Raw genomic sequence first — 19412 nt, forward strand, 5'->3', positions numbered from 1 at the left:
TCGACATCCGATTTAGCGTGAATGCGTAATGTTTTTTTTGTCGCGCCGCCCTACGCCCAATAATTTTATTTCTTGAAATACACCGTATTCACAATGTGTCCTTGAATCTTTCTACGTACAACATAGTGCCCTTGCGAAAGTTCTCGCATGCTGATGCCCAAATAATGGCCGTTCATATCAAAAATCCCAACGGTGGTTGCAGTCCCGGCCATGCGTGGCATGGTTGCGATACTGGTGGTACTTGTGTCAGGCTTGATTATTGCTATGTACTTGTCCCAACCTGGCATGTCTTCGAGAGTAATGATACGCTCGTCATTCATGTTGCTCTTCCATACACCATCTTTTGTTTGGCCGGGCCAAGTTCCGCTCCAAGTGCTGTACCACGGCATCCACCAACTCCATACGGCTTCGTCGGTATGCATGTTGTTCACATCGGGAATGGGGCCGTTTTCGCTGAGTGCGATAATTTTCGTGCTTTTCGATGCGTTTTTGAATTTGTCAAAGGCACTTGCGTTACTGGAATGGTCGTTTGCGCTGTTGTAGATGTCGATGGAGAGGACGTCATAGTATTCAGTACCCGGATCCCAAGAGGTGACAGTGCTTCCTTCAGGGTTATAGACCCAAATCATGTTTCTTACACCCTTGACTTTGACCATGCGGTCATAGACGAGGCGATAGAGGGCTGCAAACTGTTCTCCGGAATTAATACTCCACCAGAACCACTTTCCGCCAGCTTCATGCAAGGGGCGAAAGATTCCCGCTACACCTTCTTTCTGCAATTCAAGGAAGTAATCGGCGATGTGGTCAATGTCGGCTACGATTCCTTTGTAAGCAGCACTTTCGGTATTCCATTCGGTGGTGCCTGGCTTGAAACCTGTAGAGAAATCGAAATCGGTGTATTCGCCTCCGTTTGCTGCACTTTGGATATAGAAGGCGTCTTTTTTGTCTAGCGGATCTTTCCAATGCCAAGTGAATGCCGGGATGCCGCCCGCTTTCCAAAGGCCTTTCGCGATGGAAATTGCTTTGTCCGTGTATTCCTTGTTCCAACTTTCATTTGCCTTCGGGCCACTCGCAAACAAGAAATCAAGCCCGACAAGAGCCGGGTACTTTCCCGTACGAGTGAATGTGTATTTCACGTCGTCGTGCGTCTTGAAGTCGGCTCCCATGGTGTAACCGCTCATATCGCCGGTCATCATGCCGCTAATCGTCTTTTTGCCAAAGTTTTCACGCAAAAAGCTGTAGAGCTTGATTGCACTTTCGGTGGCGTTCGGGGTAACCGGTGTTGCGGATATTTTGAAAGGGGAGGATTGATAAGGCTCAACCTCAATATAGTCCACGCTAATCCAGCCCCAGTATTTCTCAATAGAGATTGTGTTTGTCCCGGCTTTAAGTGTAGCGACTGTCGTGACATCCGCCCATGAAGTAGTGGCGTTAAAGTCGATGGTGCCTGCGGTTGCACCGTTTACTTTCAAGTAGTTTGCTTTGAAATCCCCAGCCTTGTAATGGATGGTTACTTGGTACTTGCCCGCACTCTCTGCGGTGACACCATTAAAAGAAATATTTCCTTCTTGCAAGTCGGCATAACCCGTTCCCGAAACTCCGGAGGCGTTGACATTTTTTGCTCCTCCGGAAAGAGTCGCTGCTTCAGCTTCGTACTTAGTTGCAATTGCCATACTCGAAAGAGCAAGAATCAAAATAAGGAAGTTTTTTCTTATAATCATTAGGGTTCCTCCATTTTACGAAATTATATTCCCCAAGTATATTTATCAATTATTTTTTTCGAATGGTGTGGACAAAAATGTCCACGAATTGTATATTTTTTTTACGAGACGCTAGGAAATGAAACGATTTTTCAAATAGGGTCATTTTATATCCGGCGAGAGCTTTATGTTTGCAAAAAACAAAATCAACATCTACGACTATTCGGACTACCGCAAGTTCTTGCAGGAGTTCTATGAACTCGAAAAATCGCTGGATTCCTCGTTCAGTTATCGAGTGTTTGCTGCGGCGGTTGGCATGGACGCAAGCCTGCTTTTGAAAATATTGCAGGGTAAACGCCACATTTCTCCGAAATGCATAGATGTTTTCGTTAATTTTTTCCATTTCAAGGATGCCAAGGCGGAATACTTCCGCGAAATGATTGCTTACGGCAAGGCGAAAAACGATGAGGATGTGCGTAGCCATTTTGAAACGCTTCAAAAAATGCGACCTGCAGCTTGCCGAGAACTCGACGAAGCCCGGTACCGCTATTTTCAGCAATGGTATTATCCGATGATCCGCTCGGCGCTCGATGTATTCAATTATCGCGGTACACAAGATGCTGCCGCCCTTGGGGAATGCTGCATTCCAAAGCTTTCCGCTTCGCAAGTAAAAAACGCTGTCGATGCTTTGTTGCAGCTCGGACTTGCGCATGCCCGCAATGACGGTCGCGTGGTTCCGACCGAAGCTCATCTCAAGACTATGGAACACTGGCTGAGTGCCTGTATCAGCGATTACCAAAGCAGCATTGCGGAACTGGCCGGCAAATCCATCCAGAATACTCCCAAAGAAAAACGCGACATCAGCACGCTCACGATGGCTCTTGATTCGCGACAAATTGATAAAATTCGTGAAATCCTCGCCAAAACGAGAAAAGCCATCGTAAACGTAGTCAATGCGATGCCTCCGCAAATTTGCGATAGCGTTTATCAGTTAAACTTTCAGTTGTTTCCGATGATGAAAAAGGAAGAACAATGAAAAAAGGTATGGAAACTTCGTTTTGTGTTTCGTTTTGCGCCTTGCTTTGCCTGTCGCTGTTTTTAGGTTGTTCAGAAAGTAACACCGCAGGTGCCACAAGTGAAACGACAAACGGAATAGCAGTCATGATTGTTGACAGTTTAAATAAGCCGTTCGCTTGCGCACAAATGAAGGTGTATTCAAAAGATGCCTTCTCGGTCATTGATAGCGCCCTTTCGGATTCAAACGGACGAGTTTCTTTTAATGACAAACTCGGCATCTGCACAGACCAAGGCTGTTTTGTAGAAGCCCTTGCGGGCAAAGATTCCGCATTCATGAGTTGGTCGCCGGTCGATTTTGCAGATACCTCGGTTCAGAAAATTGCATTGTTGCCTTCGGCTTCGCTCATTGTACGTACAGGCGTTTCGACCCAAGAAATCGAAGGCCTGTTAGAAAATGTTCAACTGGAATCGACCCCCTATTTTGCAAACCGCTTCGGTAGCGAGTATGTGTTTGCGCATGTGCCGGCAGGGGCCTTTACTATTGTTGCTGGAGATTCGACCGTCGCAGAAGTGGCGCTTGCGCCAAACGAATCCGCAGATACGCTCGTTCCTGTTCCAGGAAAGTCTGTTGAGTATGTTTTCGAAGACTTTGACGATGGAGATAGTTTGAATAACCTCGCCAAAACTTATCCTAACTACGGATGGTATTTTAATGCTGTTGGCAAAGCGAATTTTGCAATACCTGATAGTGCTGAAAGTTTCTCATCCGTATTAAAAGAAGATAAAGATCATGGAAAGTATCTCGCTGTTAAATTCGCAATAGATACAGGCTTCGTTTTGCTCGGAACTCATCTAGGACTTGATACAGGATTTTTCGACCTGAGCAATCTCACGGCGATTCGCCTTACGGTAAGAGGCGACTGTGAATTGAATATCGCTTTGGAACATTACCGTGAAGTTGGAGAAAATACCTTTAAAAAATCGTTATGGAAGGCCAAAGCGGCTGAAAACTGGAATGAAATCATCTTGCACCCCGGTAGGGAAGTTCTTGAAGAAAGCTCCTATCAAGTGGAGTGGAAAGAGATTTCTCACGAAATCGGTCTGTTTAGCATTTTTATGAGAAGCGGAACTTATTTGGAAGTTGACAAAATCGTATTTGAAGGAATTGATTTCAAATAAACGATTAATGATGCTGTAAAGGCTGATCTTTTAAACGCGAGTGTTTGACCATTGCCGTCATCACAATGTGCATCAGTAAATCGCCTCGAGAATTTCTTCGGGAGCAAGTCCCTGCGCAAGCGCCATCGCCACTTCTTCTTGCAAAAGTGCACCCGACTGCTGCGTCACAAACGACACCAGGCGAATCAACTCCACCTCGCGCTTTTCCACAAGCGGAGTCGCCGCCGGAACCTCGTTCTGCGTGAAGTTGTCCATCACGGCACGCAGTTCCTTGTCCTGCGTAAGCGCCTTTGCCTCGCCCTGCGGGCAGCAGTCACACGCGGCAAGCACCGCACCCATACCAAGCATCGTCATAATCGTCCCTAGTTTCATGGTTTGTTCCTTATAAATTTACGCTTTTAATATAAATAATTGCGCAAAACTCGCAAAATACCATTTTTTCATGCTCAGTATGCACGAAACGCATAGTGAAGCCTGCCAAGGGGATTGATTCCCCTAGAAGATGTTATACATGACTGTTTAGGCGATCAAGCACCGCACTTTTGTAAACAATTTTGCCTATGAAACTGCGGAAATAAACATTGAAGTAAAACATCTTCAACCTTTAAAATTCTATCAAAATGATGAAGTTGTCGTTGATTTGGAGTAAAATATGAAAAGATGGATTCAAAAGGGAACATCTTTTTCTGTAAAAAGTATTTGTCAGATGAATGCTTCTATAGCCTTCTTTTGGACTTTGCCTTTGAGTTCGGCGACTTGCCTTTTATCGCCAATTAGTATTAGTATATATTTGTTATTGGAGGTCTATTATGCGAGTGATTTCACAAGAATTCAAGCAGATGCTGAAAGATAGTGATGTGTTGTATTTGCAGACGGCGGGTATCACATACAAAAGTAACTAAAATTACAAAATCTTGAATATAATCGACTAGTAATAGACTAAGACAAATCGGGATTTGTGGAGGGAATGATGGAAAATTGCAGGAAAACTGAACGAGAAAGAATGACAAATGGAGAATCTTTTTTTACAAATGACCCGCAGCTCATGGAGGATAAGAAAAACGCTCGTATCCTCTGTTCTCGTTTTAATAGTTCTCCGGAAGATGAGTCCTTAAGAAAAGCATTGTTAAAACAACTATTCGGGCACTGCGGGGAGAGGATAGCCATCAAGCCCCCGTTCCATTGTGATTACGGATATAACATCTTTGCGGGCGATGACTTGTTCATAAACTTTGACTGCGTGTTCCTGGATGCAGCTCCGATTCGGATTGGAGAACATTGTATGATCGGACCTAAAACCTGTATATATGCAATCGGTCATCCGTTGGACGCAGAATCAAGAAGAGAAAAGATTGGTATCCCTAAGCCGGTCACCATTGGCGATAATGTCTGGATCGGCGGTGGAGTCACGATTCTTCCGGGTGTATCCATAGGAGATAGCACGGTAATCGCTGCTGCTTCTGTAGTAACTAAATCTTTTCCTGATCATGTGGTGATTGCAGGAAACCCAGCAAAAATCATAAAGAATATTGAAGAATAACTTCCAGTTTTTGGAAGAGAACATGCGCATAGATTTCAATGAGATTGCATCCATGACGTTTCCAGGCATGGATAATGGCACCGGTATGATGAGTGCCCGTATGTATAACGATGAATCGGATAAGTAGAACTTTTTTGTTGTTAATGGAATGTTGACAAGAACCGTGCTTTTAAGAGCCATTGAATCCTGTCGATTTGCACAAAGCCCTTTTAAAGTCCTTTTTGTTTAAAATTTTAAACATCAGGCGGTGCTTCAACATTAAAGTTCTACATAGCCTGGAAGATGTTATACATGACTGTTTGGGCAATCAAGCACCGCACTTTTGTAAACAATTTTGCCTATGAAACTGCGGAAATAAACATTGAAGTAAAACATCTTCTTTCCCCTAAAAAGAAAAGACTGCCAAGAGTTTCCTGGCAATCTTTCTAAAACATTCCGCCCATAAGGCGCAAGCCTACTTCACCCACTTGTCGACTTCTTTCTGGGCCTTGTCGCGTTCGTTCTGGGCCACGTGTCCGTAGATGGCAAGGCCGGGGGTCACGTTCGCGCCGGTCACCTTCTTGAGGCGGGCTACACCCGAGAGGCCGCTGCCTTCGTGGGTCACGAACGGGTGAATTGTCTTGCCCTTCAAATTATACTTCTCGAAGAAAGTGAACATGGGCATGGGCATCTCGCCCCACCACACCGGGTAGCCGACGTAGATTTCGTCGAATTCTTCGGGGTTCACGTTCACCGGCTTGATGGCCGGGCGCGCGTCCTGCGCAAGTTCCTTCTTGGCCACATTGATGCAGTCGTCGTAACCCTTGGGGTATTCCTTCGCAGGCTCCACGTGCAGGAGCGTGCCGCCCGTCTTTTTCGCAATCATCTCGGCAATGATTTCGGTATTGCCCTTGGAAATGTTCCCGACGGAGTAGTTTTCGTCGGCGCGGGAATAATAAACGACGAGGATTTTCTTTTCTGCTGCCATAGAGACTCCTAGAAGAAGTGATAAAAGAATCAAGGTGATTTTTTTCATGGGATCCGCCTTTTTTTTCTTGAACCGGTTGCCTTTAATATAAATAATTTCAGGACGGCCGCGTAATGCGTAATTTTTATGCCCACTATGCGTGTGACGCATAGCAGATTTATTATATTCTCCCCCAAAAGGGGCTTTTTATGTTTGTCGAGACCTACATTTTGCGATTGCTGGCCGGGTTCCTGGAATACGGGACGCTTTCTGCCGTTGCGGACAAGCTCTACACTTCGCAGCCGGCGGTGAGCCGCGCGTTCAAGAAGCTGGAAGACGAAATAGGCGCACCTCTCTTTGAGCGCAAAAAGAACCGCATCGAGCTGAACGAGAAGGGTCGCACGGTTGCCGAATATGCGAAGCGCATCATGGATTTGCAAAGCGAGATGATGGAAAAGGTGAACCCGCAGGGAGCGGGCACGCGCACGTTCTCCATCGCGTCGGTGGCCATTCTCCCCGCCATGCGGATGGTGCAGGAACTGCAGGAGAAATACCCCGGCGCGCAGGTCACCTACGAGATTATCGACAACGAGGCGGGAGTGCTGAAGGCGCTGAACGATGGCACTGCGGATATCGGCATCACGCTTAAGGCCCCCCGTGCAAAGAAATACCGTGCCGAAAAATACATGCAGGAGCGGCTCTCGATTGCGCTCCCCAAGAAGCACCCGCTTGCCAAGCGCAAGTCCATCCGACTCCGGGAACTCAAGGGCGAAACCATCATCCAGCGCAGCAACGTAGGGTTCTGGGAGCAGGTCAAACGCAAGAAGATTCCCGACGTCACCTTCATCAAGCACGACAGCACGAAGGGCATTTCAAAGCTCATCGAGCAGTCTTCGCTGTTGACGTTCGTTTCGGACCAGAAGTTCGATTACGAAATTCCCAAGGACCGCAAGATTGTACCGCTCGCCGACCGCGAAATGAACGTGGAATTTTTTAAGGTGAAGTTAATGAAATAGCGCGCGGGCGCTGCATTGTCGCGACTTACTTCCTGATGAACTTTTCGTCGGTCTTGGGCTTGGTGTTGTCGGGCGTGTAGCGTTCGACAGTCATTTTCAAGTCGTACTTGTCGCGGAGTTTCGCAATCGTCTTCATCATGGGTGAGGCGTGGTGCACGTCGATGGCCGCCTGGTTTTCCCACGCGTCAATCAGCAAGATAGTCTCGGGATCGTCTAGCGACTGGAAATATTCGTAGCGGATGTTGCCCTTCTCGGCACGGATTTTCGCCACCGTCCCGCTAGAAACCATCTCTTCGGCGAACTTCTTTGCCGCCCCGTTCTTACCCGTATAACGCAGGTTTACCGTAATGTTGCTCATGGCACTCTCCGCAAACACGCTCGCAGCGAGCGCAAGGATTGAAAATATTGTTAAAAATTTGAGTTTCATTTTGCCACTCCGAAATGTTTCATATGTAATATAAATATTTTCGGAGTATGCGCAAAATGCTTAATTTTCATGCCCAGTATGCGCGAGACGCATAGTGAAAACTTAAATTCTCACGCTGAGCACGGCGCCTTTGGTGTCGTCGTAGAATAGCGGGGCGATGGTGACCTTGGGCGGGGTCTGCTTTTCGCCGATTTTTTCCTTGTAGAACACGCTGCCGATGTACCAGCCGATGGAGGCTCCCATCAGGGTGCCTGCGACGGCGTCGGAGAACCAGTGGGCCTCCCCCTTTGCGCCGAGCACCATGCTTGTCGCGATGTAGCCTGCATACAGGGCGCAGCCCGCCACGACGAGAGGCTTGTCGCGGTTTTAGCTTGCGATGCTCATGGCCATGGCCGCGTTGGTCATGGAATGTCCCGAGGGCCAGCCGTAAAAGACGCCGCGCCTAAAAAATCCCCACTTGAAATCGCGGGAACGTTCGCCGCTGTTGAGTTCCGCGTCGGGGTGCTCGCGAGCCGAAATCGCCTTGAGGATGTTGTTGTAGAGAAATGCCACGGCGGTGGCCTGCACGGCGACGGCACCGGTGTTGTTCAGCGCGCGGTTGTCGCTGATAAAGTACATGTAGCCCGGAACAAGAATCGGGAAAAACGTCCCCATCATCATGCCGGGAGTAAATGCGATGCCGTAAACAAGCTGGTCCTGGCGGGCCACAAAACGGGCCACCATCAGGTCGTTGTTTTTCATCGAGAACTTGTACGTAAGCGCACCGCCGAGCATGTGGAACCCGAGCGGCCAACCGAACGCACTCAGCAACATGTTATGGCCCAGATGGTTGAGCGGAGAAAGCTTTTGTGCGCTATCGATGGCTGCGGAATCCACGCTTGTCGAATCGGCTGCGGGCGTTTCAGCATGTGCGAAACTTGCAAATGCCGTGAACAGCACAAGCACCAATATCTTTTTAAATGTCGCTATATTCCGTAAATACATCCTTATAAAATATACAAACTAAATAATCAGGAACTTATAGAAAGATTGTAGCCGATTCCAAGAACGATGATTGCCGCTGTAACCGTTCCGAAAAAGACAAATATCAGCTTAAGTGTCATGACCTTTTTCAAAAGCATGGCTTCGGGGAGCGAGAGTCCCACAACGGCCATCATAAAGGCAAGAGCCGTGCCAAGAGCGACACCCTTTTGAACAAGAACCTCGACAATGGGAATAACTCCAGCTGCATTTGCGTACATGGGAACGGCAAGAATTACCGCCAGGGGAACGGCAAACCATTTGTCTTTTGACAGGTATTCTTCAAAAAATCCCGAAGGAACATAACCGTGCATTAATGCGCCGATTGCAATGCCAGCAAGCACATAGGGCAAAACCGAACGCGTTACACCAAGGGCATTCCTTGCTACTTGGGGTATTTTCTGCAGTACTTGAACGAATCTTTGCTTAAGGCTACATGGCTTTGAATCGTTATTGACGGATTCGTTTGTCCGCTGCAAATTTTTCACCCATTCGCTTAGAAATCTTTCCAGTTTGAACCGTTCCAGGAACATCCCTAAAAATGTTCCAAGAAACACGCCGGAACCTACATAAATCACAGTCACTTTCAATCTGAATGTTCCCGCAAGCATGGCAACAGCGACCTCGTTTACAAGTGGCGATGTTATAAGAAAACTGAACGTGACGCCAAGGGGGATGCCGCCCCTGACAAAACCGATGAACAGGGGAATACTGGAACATGAGCAGAAAGGGGTAATCGCTCCGAAGATTGCGGCGAGGAAATATTGGACTCCGTACAAACGATGCGACGACAAAAAATTGCGAATCGCCTCAATCGGGAAAAATGTATTCAGCAGCCCCATCAGAAAACTAATAAAAAGCAATATCAGGATAATTTTGAGGCTGTCGTAAACGAAGAAATTTATCGTCGAGCCTAAAGGAGACGAGCCATCCAATCCAATGATGTTGTAAACAAGATTATCGGTGAATGATTGTATCATAGAAAGCCCTTACTGCCGTGTCGATTTCATCCCTTACACGACGAAATTCCTGCAGAATTTCGGTTTCAGTCCCTCTGAACGCGTCAGGATCATCAAAGCCAAGATGAATTCTGTTCTTGACACCCCCCAAAAAAATCGGACAACTTTCTTTCGCCTTGTCGCAGACGGTGACAACGTAGTCCCACGATGTATCAAGGTACTGCGATACATTTTTTGGCTTATTAAGGGAAATGTCAACTCCTCGTTCCTTCATCACTTCGATTGCAGTCGGATGCACGTTCTTTGCCGGAAACGTTCCTGCAGAACATACGGTCAACGACGAATCCAGAGCCTTGAGAAATCCTTCGGCCATTTGACTACGGCACCTGTTGCCTGTACAAAGAAAGAGTATCTTCATATTTCACCTTTGATAAGTTCTTTTATTTTATCTTCGCTAATTTTACCTGTGGACACAAGCCGTTCATCAACAACAAGCGCGGGTAAAGTCATGACATTGTACGGAAGCATTTGGACAACATCGTCAATGCGGGAAACTGAAGCTTCTAGGCCCGATTCCTTAACGATTTTTTCGACAGATTCGGCGAAAGCAATGTTGCAGTCACACTGGCTCATGAGTATTTTTATGTTTTTCATTTTTCCTCTTTTTTGTTTGTAGTTCGTAGAATAACGAACATATATGGCAAAATTTTTTAGCAGTCGCATTCCCTATTGCAAAAATCTTTATTGAAAAAATCACTGAACAATGCCTGGGCCTTTTTCCAGTTTTTTTTGTTTATACAGTACTTGACCTTGGGCGTTTCGATTTCACCCTGGATCAAACCGGCCTCTTTTAGCTCCTTTAAATGCTGGCTAACCGTGGCCTTCGCAATGGGCAGTTCTTCGTGGATATCACCAAAATAGCAGGTATTGCGCTTGGCCAAGAACTGCATGATACTTATACGTGCGGGATGCGCCAAAGCCTTGGCATACCTCGCCAAGGTCTCAGTTTCTTCACAGTATTTGCTTTTTTTGGCCATTTCGGTTCCTGTTTGTTGTTCGTAAATGTACAAACATTATTTTTGAAAAGCAAGGGAATAATTGTATTTTTCTTGAGGTGACAGGAAAAACGTTTATTCCACCGAGAAAGTAGCCTTCACGTTCCCTTTGCCGAGGATTTGCTGGAGGCGTTTCTTGTTTACGTTGTCGATACGGGCAAGGCGCGTGAAATTCCAGGAATTCTTGTCGTAGTAGATGGTGATGGAATTGCCCTGGTAAAGGATGATGTCGCCTGCGTCGGTGTCGATTTGCTTGTCGTTGCGCGGAAAACTGCGCGGCAGGTCGGCCACCTTCTCGAAACTGCCGTAGTCGTGCATGTCGAGCGTGAGGTCGCCCTGCGCGAGAAATTCGGCGAAGGCCTTGGCCGAGGAATTTTCTTCGAGCGTTGCCGTGAAGGTGGTGTCGTTCACATGGATTTTGAGTTTCACGGGAGCCTCCCCCACTTTTAATGAAGAACCGGCCGATGAACTTGCTGGCACTGCGCCGGGCGTTTTACTGGCGGACGATCTTGGCGTCTGGGTTTCGGGTTGCGTCGAATGACTCGCCGCATCGCTGCAGGCTACCAGAAAGAATAACGCTATAAGGATAAAGTTTCGCATACTCACAATATAAATAATTGCACACGCAATTCAAAATACTTATTTGCTATGACTCACTATGCCTTTTGCGCATAGTGGAATGGAGGTCACAAGTGGGGATGCGGACGAATAGTTGGACACAACTAGAGGACGCATCATGCATTTTACCGAAGATCAAATCGCCAAGGCTTTAGAAACATTTCATGATTTAAAGTCGGCAACAAAGGTCGTTCGAAAACTCGGATATCCATCGACAAAACAGTTGTACAAGTGGATAAAAAAGGAAGGCCAACCGCATCAGGAAAGAAAACACCATAGGATTATAAACACTCCAGAACATCCGCCACACGCTCCTTTCAATGTTAAGCTAGAGGCCATCCGCAGATGCTACGAAATGGGCGAACCTATGATTTCTGTCGCCAAAGATATTGGATATACGTACGCAAGTATCTATTATTGGTATCAGGACTATAAAAAATAAGGACTTATGGGACTGCAGAACAAACCAAGACCAACGAAGCGGAAACTGGAGAAGGAAAAGGATCTTTCTTCCGAAGACGCGAAGGCGCTGAACGAGAAAATCCGAAGTCTCCAGCTAGAAGTTGACATATTGAAGGAGACGCTGAACATAATAAAAAAAGACCCAGGCGTTGACTTGTCTGCCCTTCGCAACAGGGAAAAAACACAGCTTGTCAACGCCTTACGCAACCGCTACAAATTAAGGGATATCCTACTTGCATTGGGAATGTCCCGAAGCGTCTATTACTACAACGTAAAACACCTGAATGACCGGAACAATAAGGACCTTCAGTTGCTAAAAGAACTTGTCCCAATATTCGACGAGTCCAACAAAACTTACGGCTACAGAAGAATCCACAGTGAACTTTCAAAGACCGGAAAGAAAGTTTCCGAGAAGGTTGTCAGACGCGCAATGAAACTTGGCAACCTCATCGTCTACAAACCCAAGAAACTGAAATATAGTTCGTATAAAGGCGAGATCACACCCGCCGTTCCCAATATTCTCAATCGCAATTTTCACGCCGATGCACCCAATCAAAAATGGCTGACGGACATAACGGAATTTCCTCTACACGACGGCAAAGTGTACCTATCACCGATTATCGACTGCTTCGACGGAGCGCCAGTATGTTGGACAATCGGAGAGTCACCTGATGCGACCCTTGTCGACGAGATGCTGGATAAGGCCGTTGCGACACTCCATGAGGGTGAAACCCCGATAATCCATACGGACAGAGGAAGTCATTACAGGTGGCCCGGATGGATCGAGAGAATGAAAAAGTATGGCTTGACACGATCCATGTCAAGAAAGGGCTACACGCCCGACAACGCCGCGTGTGAAGGCTTTTTCGGTATACTCAAGAACGAGTTTTTCTACAGCAGGAACTGGGGAAAAGTTGACAAGGAAGAGTTCAAAGTTGAGCTTGAAAAATATTTGGAATGGTTTTGCACGAAACGGATAAAGGTCAGACTCAATGGAATGAGTCCAATGGATTACCGGAAACTATATTTGGACAAACAACCTATCTAAATTATTGTCCGCATCTCCAGTTGTGACCTCCAAACTTAATCAAATAATCGTCGCGGTTAGATGGCTTTTGCTTACTTCAAGTTCGTCTTGAAGAATTCGTTCAGCTTTTCGAAGGGGATTTTTTCCAGGTTGTCGTAGAGGTCCACGTGGGAGGCTCCGGGGATAACGAGGAGTTCCTTGTTGCCGACGGTCTTGCTCCAGTTCTTGGTGGCGTCGAGTTTTGCGGGGACGTTCGCCTTCTTACCGGTCATCTTTTCGAATGCGCCTTCGCCGAAGTAGCGGCTGTGCGCCTTTTCGCCGTGGATGATGAGCACCGGGTTGCGGATTTCGTCGGCGTATGCGAGGAGCTTCGTGTTCATGAGCGAGGTGCCTGCGGAGGCGGCCCAGCCCTTGTTGCTGTTGAGGGAACGCTTGTGGTAGCCGCGCGGGGTCTTGTAGTAGGCGTAGTAATCCTTGACAAAGTAAGGTGCGTCGTCCGGGAGCGGGTCAATAACACCACCGGCCAGGTCGTACGTGCCGTTCTTAAAGTCCTTGGTGCGCTGGGCCATCAGAGCCTTGCGGGCTTCGTTACGGGCGTCGGCGTTGTTTGCAGAATCGAAGTAGCCGTTCGCGGTTACGCGGCTCATGTCGTACATGGTCGAGGCGACCGTCGCCTTTACGCGGGTATCGATGCCGGCAGCGTTAATCGCCATGCCGCCCCAGCCGCAAATGCCGATGATGCCGATGCGTTCCGGGTCAACATTGTCGCGGGTTGAGAGAAAGTCCACGGACGCCATGAAGTCTTCGGTGTTGATGTCCGGACTGTTCATGTAGCGCGGCTCGCCGCCCGATTCGCCGGTAAAGCTCGGGTCGAAAGCGATGGTCAGGAATCCGCGTTCCGCCATCTGCTGGGCGTAAAGGCCGCTGGACTGTTCCTTGACGGCTCCGAACGGGCCAGAGACCGCGATCGCGGGAAACTTGCCGTTCACCTTGAGGCTTGTGTCCTTGGGCACGAACATGTCGGCGGCGAGTTCAATGCCAAAGTGGTTCTTGAAAGTGACCTTGGAATGTTCGACCTTGTCGCTCTTGGGGAATACCTTGTCCCATTCGGCGGTGAGCGTGAGCTTGTTCATATTTTCGTCCTTTGTCTGTTGTGCTGCGGAGGCTGTTTCTGTTGCCTGCTTTGTTGTCGACAAGGTCCCTGAGCTTGTCGAAGGGGCTTTTTCGGGGGAGCATGCCATCAGGGTGCATGCGGAAACCACGGCGAACGCCGCTTTTAAGAATCTGGATTTCATGATTTATCTCCTTATTGTTAAACCTTTTTTCCCATGGCGAACGCTTTTTTCAGGAGCGCGGAATTCTTCTTGACATCGCCCGCGCTTTCGGCACCTGTGGCGCAGAGAGCGCCCTTGAGCTTCACGCCATCAAAGCAGGCGATCCACCCGCCAATGCCGCGCTTCGCGATGTTCATGGCCTTCGCGTCGGTGTCGGCAGCAGACGTGAGCAGGTAAATCTCGCGGAACTTGTAATCGCTAGAGTACAGGGAATTCGCGCGGTCGAGCATCGTCTTGAGCTGGCCGCTCATTTCGTAATAGTAAATCGGCGTCGCGAATACGATGACATCAGCCGATTCCATCTTCTCGGTGATGGCGGGAGCGTCGTCCTTGATGACGCACTTGCCCTTCTTCTGGCAAGCGAGGCAGCCCATGCAGAAACCGATCTTCTTGCCGCGCAGCGACTCGAATTCCACCTTGTTGCCCGCCTCGGCGGCACCCTTCGCGAACTCCTGCGCCAAGGTTTCGGAGTTGCTCCCCTTGCGCAAGCTGCTGGACAAGACCAATACTTTTTTCATAGGTTCCTCTCGGTTGAAGTCTTTACATGCTCAAATATACCTTCATTTTTCAGATATTGCAAATACTTTGCTATCATAACTAGATATGCTTATTAGGCATAGATTTAGGGCGGAAAATTCGCAATACGACGCATACTTCGTTGAATTTTACTTGCAATTATTCTTAAAATTTTGTATTTTAGGAAAGGAGGTTCCCCATGCCCTGTATTTTGCCAGTTTCTGATTTGCGCAATTATAACGAAGTTCTTCAGAACGTGACCGAAGATTCTCCAGTCTTTTTGACCAAGAACGGTCGCGGTTGTTACGTTGTAATAGACATCAAGGAATACGAACGCATGGTCGCCGAACTGAAGTTACAGAAGGCTCTTGTCGAAGGCGAACGCTCCGCCGAACAGGGACGATGGCTTTCCGCCGCTGATGTGCGGAAAAAATACGAGGTCTAGATGCCCTCCATCGTATTTTCGCCAAAAGCCGTCGAAGATTTAGACGGCATCAAAGCTTATATCGAAACCGAGCTGGGAAGTCCCAAGGCGGCGAACGAAAAACTCATTGAAATTCTTGATGCCATTGACAACTTAGCCGTCTTCCCCGAGATCGGCCCTTCGTCAAGAGGTAAGGTAAATAGCTTGACGAAGTATCGTTGCCTTTCTGTCAGCGGGTATTTGGTCTTTTACCGGAACGAACGTGATAAAGTTTTTGTCATTCGAATTTTGAATAGCCGGATGGACTATCTGAGGATTTTGGGATTGTAATCAGTTATTCCTTTTGGGCATTGTTTTTGCGATTTCATACCCGCGGGGCTTGAATTTTATTAGCTTTCGGGTATGGAACTTCGAGTTTTACGGTATTTTCTGGAGGCGGCGCGGTTGGGGAATGTCTCGCGCGCGGCGGATAATCTTTGCGTGACGCAGCCGACGGTGAGTCGCCAGCTCAAGGAGCTGGAGGAGGAACTGGGCGAGAAGCTTTTCGAGCGCACGAACTACGCGATTCGGCTGACGCCTGCGGGGGAACTCTTGCGGGAGCGTGCGGAGGATATCCTTTCGATGGCGGACAGGACGGTACAGGATTTCAAGTCGCTGAAGGAAGACGAGGTGGTGGGTGAAATCGCCATTGCCTGCGCGGAATCGCGGAACGTGAATTTTCTTTCGAAGTGCATCGCGATTCTCCGGGACGACTATCCGAAGATTAAGTACAACTTATATTCAGGCGACAGCGAGCGCGCCCTGGAAAAGTTGGACAAGGGCATTTTCGATTTCGCGGTGGTTGTAGACAACGTCGATTTGGAAAAGTACAACTGCCTTGCGGTGCGTTCGGTGGACCGCTGGGGCGTGGTGATGCGTCGCGACGACCCTTTGGCCAAGCGGGATTTCATCGAGCCGAAGGACTTGCTCGACAAGCCGCTGATGGCATCGCGCCAGGCGATGGTGGCGGATTTGCCGAAATGGTTCGGCGACGATATTTCGAAGCTGAACGTGATTGTGGGGCTGGATCTTTCGTACAACGGTTCGGTGCTTGCCAAAGAGGGCTCGGGCTACCTGCTCACTTTCGACGGCCTGGTGGATACGAGCCGCAGTTCGCGCTTGTGTTTCAGGCCGCTCATGCCCGAGCTCACCACCAACATGTACATCATTTGGCGGCGGGGCCAGCAGTTCACGCGGGCGGGCGAACTTTTCCTCGACACGCTCCGGCACGTGCTGGGGGAATAGAAAAGATTAGAGGACTATTCTCATGCTTAAAATTGAAGAATATAGTACAAAGTATATCAGCGATGCGGTTGAAATCTGGAACGATATCGTCGAAGACGGTGTCGCGTTTCCGCAAATGGATTTGCTGAATTCGCAGACGGGAGACGAGTTTTTCAAGTCTCAGTCGTTTACGGGCATCGCTATCGATGCGGACTCCGGCGAAGTGGTCGGGCTGTACATTCTCCACCCGAACAATGTCGGGCGCTGCGGGCATATTTCGAATGCAAGCTACGCCGTCAAGAAAAACAAGCGCGGCCAGCACATCGGTGAATTTCTCGTAAAGGATTGCCTCGCGAAGGCCAAGGAAATCGGCTTCAGAATTTTGCAGTTTAATGCGGTTGTCGCGACAAATACGTCTGCGCTCAAACTCTACAAGAAGCTCGGATTTACGCAGCTCGGCGTGATTCCCAAAGGCTTCTTGCTCAAGGACGGGAACTACGAGGACATCATCCCGCACTATATTGAACTGTAGTGATTTTTTTTGCAAAAAAAGAGCGCTTTTGGATAGGTCTATTGACTTTCTAAAATAAAATTTTTATATTAACTCTTGAGTAAATAACTTTAGAGTTAATAACTTTGGAGTAAATAAGATGTTTGTCGGACGTAAAAGAGAATTAAAGCTTCTTGAAGATCTTTATCAGTCTAAGAAATTTGAAATGCTAATCATGCATGGTCGTAGGCGCGTGGGCAAGAGTTTTCTTTTGGCTCACTTTGCCTCGCTTCATGAAAAGGATACTGTGTTCTTTACTGCTGACAAAGGGAGCGAAGCTAATAATGTTCGTAATTTTTGTACGGAATTGAAGCGGGTCTTAAATGCTGGCGATTTTTTGAATTCACTTGAGACTTGGCAAGAGGTCTACTCGTTCATCGATGGAGCCGCTTTTTCTAAACGTGTGAATATCATTATTGACGAATTTACTTATTTGTACAATTCAAATCCTGCATACGATTCGGGACTGCAGAATGCGATTGACCGAATTCTGAAAAAAAAGAACATTTTTTTAATTTTGTGCGGTTCTGAAGTTTCTGTTATTGAGAACTTGTTTGATGATTCGACCAAACCTTTATATGGTCGCAAGACTGCCGATTTGAAATTGCAACCATTTTCATATAAAGAATCTAAAGAATTTTTCCCCAAATATAGTGACGAAGAAGTCCTAACGGTTTATTCAATTCTTGGCGGTATTCCTCTATACCTTTCTCTTTTTGACGATTCCGTTTCTATTCGCGAGAACGTCATCAAAAATTGCCTTTCTACAACGGGCTACTTATACAATGAAATTGATACGTTGCTTCGCATGGAACTCAAAGAAACGCTTTTTTATAAGAATATTCTGCTTGCTATCAATTCTGGTGCTTCGGCGCTTAATGATATAAAGATGAAGGTTGGAGAAGATGGGGCGAAGATTGCAAAATACCTGAACGTCCTTCAAAATTTGGGATTTATCAAAACAGAAATCCCTGTTGGCGAAAAAGGCAAGGCTCGCAATACGCTTTATTCCATTGACGATAACTACTTTGCTTTTTATTTCAGGTTTATTTATAAACATTTGAATATGTTGAATGGGCTTATTTCACCTGAAATTTATTACGATAGAGAGTTTACAACTGAAAGCTTAAATGGATATATTGGGCATCGATTTGAAAGAGTGTGCTCGCAGTTTATTATGGAAAAATCCTATAATGGCGAGCTTCCGTTCTTTGCTGAACAAGTTGGACGCTGGTGGGGTAATAACCCTCTTGCGAAACGTCAAGAGGAAATAGACATTGTTGCCCAAGATGAGAATAATGCCATTCTTTGCGAATGTAAATACACTGAAAAGGCGTTTGATGAGACTGAACTTTCTGACTTGCAGGCGTGCGCACCGTGTATTAAACGCGACAATTTGTATTTTTGGATTTTTTCCAGAAAGGGTGTTACTGCTGGAGTCAAGAAGAAAATAAAAAATCTGGGCAATTACAAGGTTATTTCGATAAAAGAATTGTTTGCTTGATTTTAAAGTGCGCTGTCTAGTGCCATCATGAGTGTGAAGCCGACGGCGAAGAGGATAGTGCCTGCGTCAAAGTGGTCGCCTTCGCTCACTTCGGGGAGCATTTCTTCAACGACAACGTAAATCATTGCGCCTGCCGCGAACGAGAGCAGGTAGGGCATAAACGGCGAAAGGATTTCGGCGGCGATTAAGGTAATCAAGGCACCGATGGGTTCGACGGCTCCGGAGAGCGCTCCGAGTGCGAATGCTTTTTTGCGCGAAGCGCCTTCGGCTTTTAGCGGGAGAGAAACGACTGCTCCTTCAGGGAAGTTTTGTATCGCGATGCCGATGGAAAGAGCGAATGCGGCCGAGAGTGTGATGGCGACGTTTCCGGAAAGCCACCCTGCGAAAACGATGCCAACGGCCATGCCTTCGGGCAAGTTGTGAAGTGTTACGGCGAGCGTGAGCATCGTAGTGCGTTTGAGTTTTGCTCTCGGACCTTCGGGCGTTTTGCTGCCCAAATGCAAATGCGGTGTGATTTTATCCAAAATATATAAGAATAAAATACCAGCCCAAAACCCAACTGCGGCGGGTGCAAATGATAATTTACCCAAATGCTCGCTGGCGCTGATGGCCGGGAGGAGCAGACTCCAGATGGATGCCGCTACCATGACGCCAGCCGCAAATGCTAAAAGTCCGCGCTTTAAATTTTGCTTCATTTGCCCGCGGATAAAGAATACGCAGGCTGCGCCGAGAACCGTCCCTAAAAACGGGATGGTGAGACCTTGAATAATGGGTAAAATGGGTTGAGTCATACGAAAAAAGATAGTATTAAAACTTGACAATTTCAAAAAACGCGCTGGAGTTTTGAAGGTCTAA

At 47.4% G+C, this 19412-nt stretch carries 24 protein-coding genes and 2 pseudogenes; 11 read left to right on the forward strand and 15 right to left on the reverse strand.

Annotation, left to right across the window (positions count from 1 at the left end; all coding sequences use genetic code 11):
• Window positions 1-65: 65 nt before the first annotated feature.
• Window positions 66-1721: a glycosyl hydrolase gene (locus tag CRN95_RS11035; protein ID WP_097020917.1), complete on the reverse strand. Its 1656-nt coding sequence runs from the start codon at window positions 1719-1721 to the stop codon at window positions 66-68.
• 166 nt (window positions 1722-1887) lie between these two features.
• On the opposite strand from CRN95_RS11035, the gene CRN95_RS11040 reads away from it, so the two are divergent.
• Together CRN95_RS11040 and CRN95_RS11045 are read left to right on the forward strand one after the other, a co-directional pair.
• The gene (locus tag CRN95_RS11040; RefSeq protein ID WP_097020918.1) at window positions 1888-2736 is read left to right on the forward strand and encodes a TIGR02147 family protein; all 849 of its coding nucleotides are present in this window, start codon (window positions 1888-1890) and stop codon (window positions 2734-2736) included.
• Window positions 2733-3896: a hypothetical protein gene (locus CRN95_RS11045; RefSeq protein ID WP_097020919.1), complete on the forward strand. Its 1164-nt coding sequence runs from the start codon at window positions 2733-2735 to the stop codon at window positions 3894-3896. Before CRN95_RS11040 ends, CRN95_RS11045 begins: the two co-directional genes overlap by 4 nt.
• A gap of 72 nt (window positions 3897-3968) precedes the next feature.
• On the opposite strand, the gene CRN95_RS11050 is transcribed toward CRN95_RS11045, so the two are convergent.
• The gene (locus CRN95_RS11050; RefSeq protein WP_235002997.1) at window positions 3969-4268 is read right to left on the reverse strand and encodes a hypothetical protein; all 300 of its coding nucleotides are present in this window, start codon (window positions 4266-4268) and stop codon (window positions 3969-3971) included.
• Between the two features lie 631 nt (window positions 4269-4899).
• Between CRN95_RS11050 and CRN95_RS11055 the strand changes: the two are divergent.
• A pseudogene (locus CRN95_RS11055) lies at window positions 4900-5358 on the forward strand (sugar O-acetyltransferase); the annotation flags it as partial.
• Window positions 5359-5381: 23 nt separating this feature from the next.
• On the opposite strand, the pseudogene CRN95_RS15155 reads toward CRN95_RS11055, so the two are convergent.
• Together CRN95_RS15155 and CRN95_RS11060 are read right to left on the reverse strand one after the other, a co-directional pair.
• Window positions 5382-5432, reverse strand: a pseudogene (locus tag CRN95_RS15155) (hypothetical protein); the annotation flags it as partial.
• A gap of 458 nt (window positions 5433-5890) precedes the next feature.
• Window positions 5891-6403 (reverse strand): flavodoxin, encoded by a 513-nt coding sequence (locus CRN95_RS11060; RefSeq protein WP_088637357.1) that lies wholly within the window; start codon window positions 6401-6403, stop codon window positions 5891-5893.
• Window positions 6404-6591: 188 nt separating this feature from the next.
• Between CRN95_RS11060 and CRN95_RS11065 the strand changes: the two genes are divergently transcribed.
• Entirely contained in the window at window positions 6592-7398 is an 807-nt protein-coding gene (locus CRN95_RS11065; protein ID WP_097020920.1) for a LysR family transcriptional regulator, read from the forward strand.
• A 25-nt stretch (window positions 7399-7423) separates the two neighbouring features.
• Here the strand turns inward: CRN95_RS11065 and CRN95_RS11070 are convergent, their stop codons facing one another.
• From CRN95_RS11070 to CRN95_RS11105, 8 genes are all read right to left on the reverse strand, one after another.
• A complete protein-coding gene (locus CRN95_RS11070) occupies window positions 7424-7756 on the reverse strand; it encodes a putative quinol monooxygenase (protein WP_097021060.1) in 333 nt (110 codons plus the stop codon).
• 171 nt (window positions 7757-7927) lie between these two features.
• The gene (locus CRN95_RS14840; RefSeq protein WP_159462308.1) at window positions 7928-8068 is read right to left on the reverse strand and encodes a hypothetical protein; all 141 of its coding nucleotides are present in this window, start codon (window positions 8066-8068) and stop codon (window positions 7928-7930) included.
• Window positions 8069-8191: 123 nt separating this feature from the next.
• Window positions 8192-8809: a hypothetical protein gene (locus tag CRN95_RS11080; protein ID WP_145993992.1), complete on the reverse strand. Its 618-nt coding sequence runs from the start codon at window positions 8807-8809 to the stop codon at window positions 8192-8194.
• 26 nt (window positions 8810-8835) lie between these two features.
• On the reverse strand, window positions 8836-9825 hold the full coding sequence (locus CRN95_RS11085) for a permease (protein WP_097020923.1): 990 nt from the start codon (window positions 9823-9825) through the stop codon (window positions 8836-8838).
• Complete coding sequence (locus CRN95_RS11090) at window positions 9803-10222, reverse strand: arsenate reductase ArsC (protein ID WP_072813023.1); 420 nt, start codon at window positions 10220-10222, stop codon at window positions 9803-9805. The genes CRN95_RS11085 and CRN95_RS11090 overlap by 23 nt, the downstream gene beginning before the upstream one ends.
• A complete protein-coding gene (locus tag CRN95_RS11095; RefSeq protein ID WP_159462309.1) occupies window positions 10219-10458 on the reverse strand; it encodes a thioredoxin family protein in 240 nt (79 codons plus the stop codon). The genes CRN95_RS11090 and CRN95_RS11095 overlap by 4 nt, the downstream gene beginning before the upstream one ends.
• Before the next feature lie 56 nt (window positions 10459-10514).
• Entirely contained in the window at window positions 10515-10841 is a 327-nt protein-coding gene (locus CRN95_RS11100) for a helix-turn-helix transcriptional regulator (protein ID WP_073055806.1), read from the reverse strand.
• A gap of 93 nt (window positions 10842-10934) precedes the next feature.
• Window positions 10935-11288 carry a cyclophilin-like fold protein gene (locus tag CRN95_RS11105; RefSeq protein WP_097020925.1) on the reverse strand — a complete coding sequence of 118 codons (354 nt, stop codon included), beginning with the start codon at window positions 11286-11288 and terminating at the stop codon, window positions 10935-10937.
• A 307-nt stretch (window positions 11289-11595) separates the two neighbouring features.
• Between CRN95_RS11105 and CRN95_RS14945 the strand changes: the two genes are divergently transcribed.
• A complete protein-coding gene (locus CRN95_RS14945) occupies window positions 11596-11919 on the forward strand; it encodes a hypothetical protein (RefSeq protein ID WP_200816203.1) in 324 nt (107 codons plus the stop codon).
• Between the two features lie 6 nt (window positions 11920-11925).
• Complete coding sequence (locus CRN95_RS11110; RefSeq protein WP_200816204.1) at window positions 11926-12987, forward strand: IS3 family transposase; 1062 nt, start codon at window positions 11926-11928, stop codon at window positions 12985-12987.
• Window positions 12988-13058: 71 nt separating this feature from the next.
• Here CRN95_RS11110 and CRN95_RS11115 read toward each other — a convergent pair whose 3' ends face one another.
• Window positions 13059-14261 carry an alpha/beta hydrolase gene (locus CRN95_RS11115; protein ID WP_097020926.1) on the reverse strand — a complete coding sequence of 401 codons (1203 nt, stop codon included), beginning with the start codon at window positions 14259-14261 and terminating at the stop codon, window positions 13059-13061.
• 17 nt (window positions 14262-14278) lie between these two features.
• A complete protein-coding gene (locus CRN95_RS11120; protein ID WP_097020927.1) occupies window positions 14279-14818 on the reverse strand; it encodes a flavodoxin family protein in 540 nt (179 codons plus the stop codon).
• A 197-nt stretch (window positions 14819-15015) separates the two neighbouring features.
• Here CRN95_RS11120 and CRN95_RS11125 point away from each other — a divergent pair, with 197 nt between their 5' ends.
• The 5 genes from CRN95_RS11125 (at window position 15016) to CRN95_RS11145 (ending at window position 18557) form a co-directional block, all read left to right on the forward strand.
• Window positions 15016-15261 carry a type II toxin-antitoxin system prevent-host-death family antitoxin gene (locus CRN95_RS11125; protein WP_097020928.1) on the forward strand — a complete coding sequence of 82 codons (246 nt, stop codon included), beginning with the start codon at window positions 15016-15018 and terminating at the stop codon, window positions 15259-15261.
• Window positions 15262-15570, forward strand: coding sequence for a type II toxin-antitoxin system RelE/ParE family toxin (locus tag CRN95_RS11130; RefSeq protein ID WP_097020929.1), 309 nt, complete (start codon window positions 15262-15264; stop codon window positions 15568-15570).
• A gap of 72 nt (window positions 15571-15642) precedes the next feature.
• Window positions 15643-16524, forward strand: coding sequence for a LysR family transcriptional regulator (locus CRN95_RS11135; protein ID WP_097020930.1), 882 nt, complete (start codon window positions 15643-15645; stop codon window positions 16522-16524).
• A 22-nt stretch (window positions 16525-16546) separates the two neighbouring features.
• Window positions 16547-17035, forward strand: a complete 489-nt coding sequence (locus CRN95_RS11140) for a GNAT family N-acetyltransferase (protein ID WP_097020931.1) — start codon at window positions 16547-16549, stop codon at window positions 17033-17035.
• A gap of 118 nt (window positions 17036-17153) precedes the next feature.
• Complete coding sequence (locus CRN95_RS11145) at window positions 17154-18557, forward strand: ATP-binding protein (RefSeq protein ID WP_097020932.1); 1404 nt, start codon at window positions 17154-17156, stop codon at window positions 18555-18557.
• A gap of 2 nt (window positions 18558-18559) precedes the next feature.
• On the opposite strand, the gene CRN95_RS11150 is transcribed toward CRN95_RS11145, so the two are convergent.
• Window positions 18560-19348, reverse strand: a complete 789-nt coding sequence (locus CRN95_RS11150; protein WP_200816205.1) for a ZIP family metal transporter — start codon at window positions 19346-19348, stop codon at window positions 18560-18562.
• Window positions 19349-19412 lie beyond the last annotated feature (64 nt).

This window comes from Fibrobacter sp. UWB16, assembly GCF_900215325.1.
Lineage (GTDB): Bacteria > Fibrobacterota > Fibrobacteria > Fibrobacterales > Fibrobacteraceae > Fibrobacter.

Excerpts from the sequence above, each read along its gene's own strand:
- CRN95_RS11035 (WP_097020917.1), bottom strand. The coding sequence starts at position 1,721 with ATGATTATAAGAAAAAACTTCCTTATTTTGATTCTTGCTCTTTCGAGT.
- CRN95_RS11040 (WP_097020918.1), top strand. The coding sequence starts at position 1,888 with ATGTTTGCAAAAAACAAAATCAACATCTACGACTATTCGGACTACCGC.
- CRN95_RS11045 (WP_097020919.1), top strand. The coding sequence starts at position 2,733 with ATGAAAAAAGGTATGGAAACTTCGTTTTGTGTTTCGTTTTGCGCCTTG.
- CRN95_RS11050 (WP_235002997.1), bottom strand. The coding sequence starts at position 4,268 with ATGAAACTAGGGACGATTATGACGATGCTTGGTATGGGTGCGGTGCTT.
- CRN95_RS11060 (WP_088637357.1), bottom strand. The coding sequence starts at position 6,403 with ATGGCAGCAGAAAAGAAAATCCTCGTCGTTTATTATTCCCGCGCCGAC.
- CRN95_RS11065 (WP_097020920.1), top strand. The coding sequence starts at position 6,592 with ATGTTTGTCGAGACCTACATTTTGCGATTGCTGGCCGGGTTCCTGGAA.
- CRN95_RS11070 (WP_097021060.1), bottom strand. The coding sequence starts at position 7,756 with ATGAGCAACATTACGGTAAACCTGCGTTATACGGGTAAGAACGGGGCG.
- CRN95_RS14840 (WP_159462308.1), bottom strand. The coding sequence starts at position 8,068 with ATGGGAGCCTCCATCGGCTGGTACATCGGCAGCGTGTTCTACAAGGAA.
- CRN95_RS11080 (WP_145993992.1), bottom strand. The coding sequence starts at position 8,809 with ATGTATTTACGGAATATAGCGACATTTAAAAAGATATTGGTGCTTGTG.
- CRN95_RS11085 (WP_097020923.1), bottom strand. The coding sequence starts at position 9,825 with ATGATACAATCATTCACCGATAATCTTGTTTACAACATCATTGGATTG.
- CRN95_RS11090 (WP_072813023.1), bottom strand. The coding sequence starts at position 10,222 with ATGAAGATACTCTTTCTTTGTACAGGCAACAGGTGCCGTAGTCAAATG.
- CRN95_RS11095 (WP_159462309.1), bottom strand. The coding sequence starts at position 10,458 with ATGAAAAACATAAAAATACTCATGAGCCAGTGTGACTGCAACATTGCT.
- CRN95_RS11100 (WP_073055806.1), bottom strand. The coding sequence starts at position 10,841 with ATGGCCAAAAAAAGCAAATACTGTGAAGAAACTGAGACCTTGGCGAGG.
- CRN95_RS14945 (WP_200816203.1), top strand. The coding sequence starts at position 11,596 with ATGCATTTTACCGAAGATCAAATCGCCAAGGCTTTAGAAACATTTCAT.
- CRN95_RS11110 (WP_200816204.1), top strand. The coding sequence starts at position 11,926 with ATGGGACTGCAGAACAAACCAAGACCAACGAAGCGGAAACTGGAGAAG.
- CRN95_RS11115 (WP_097020926.1), bottom strand. The coding sequence starts at position 14,261 with ATGAAATCCAGATTCTTAAAAGCGGCGTTCGCCGTGGTTTCCGCATGC.
- CRN95_RS11120 (WP_097020927.1), bottom strand. The coding sequence starts at position 14,818 with ATGAAAAAAGTATTGGTCTTGTCCAGCAGCTTGCGCAAGGGGAGCAAC.
- CRN95_RS11125 (WP_097020928.1), top strand. The coding sequence starts at position 15,016 with ATGCCCTGTATTTTGCCAGTTTCTGATTTGCGCAATTATAACGAAGTT.
- CRN95_RS11130 (WP_097020929.1), top strand. The coding sequence starts at position 15,262 with ATGCCCTCCATCGTATTTTCGCCAAAAGCCGTCGAAGATTTAGACGGC.
- CRN95_RS11135 (WP_097020930.1), top strand. The coding sequence starts at position 15,643 with ATGGAACTTCGAGTTTTACGGTATTTTCTGGAGGCGGCGCGGTTGGGG.
- CRN95_RS11140 (WP_097020931.1), top strand. The coding sequence starts at position 16,547 with ATGCTTAAAATTGAAGAATATAGTACAAAGTATATCAGCGATGCGGTT.
- CRN95_RS11145 (WP_097020932.1), top strand. The coding sequence starts at position 17,154 with ATGTTTGTCGGACGTAAAAGAGAATTAAAGCTTCTTGAAGATCTTTAT.
- CRN95_RS11150 (WP_200816205.1), bottom strand. The coding sequence starts at position 19,348 with ATGACTCAACCCATTTTACCCATTATTCAAGGTCTCACCATCCCGTTT.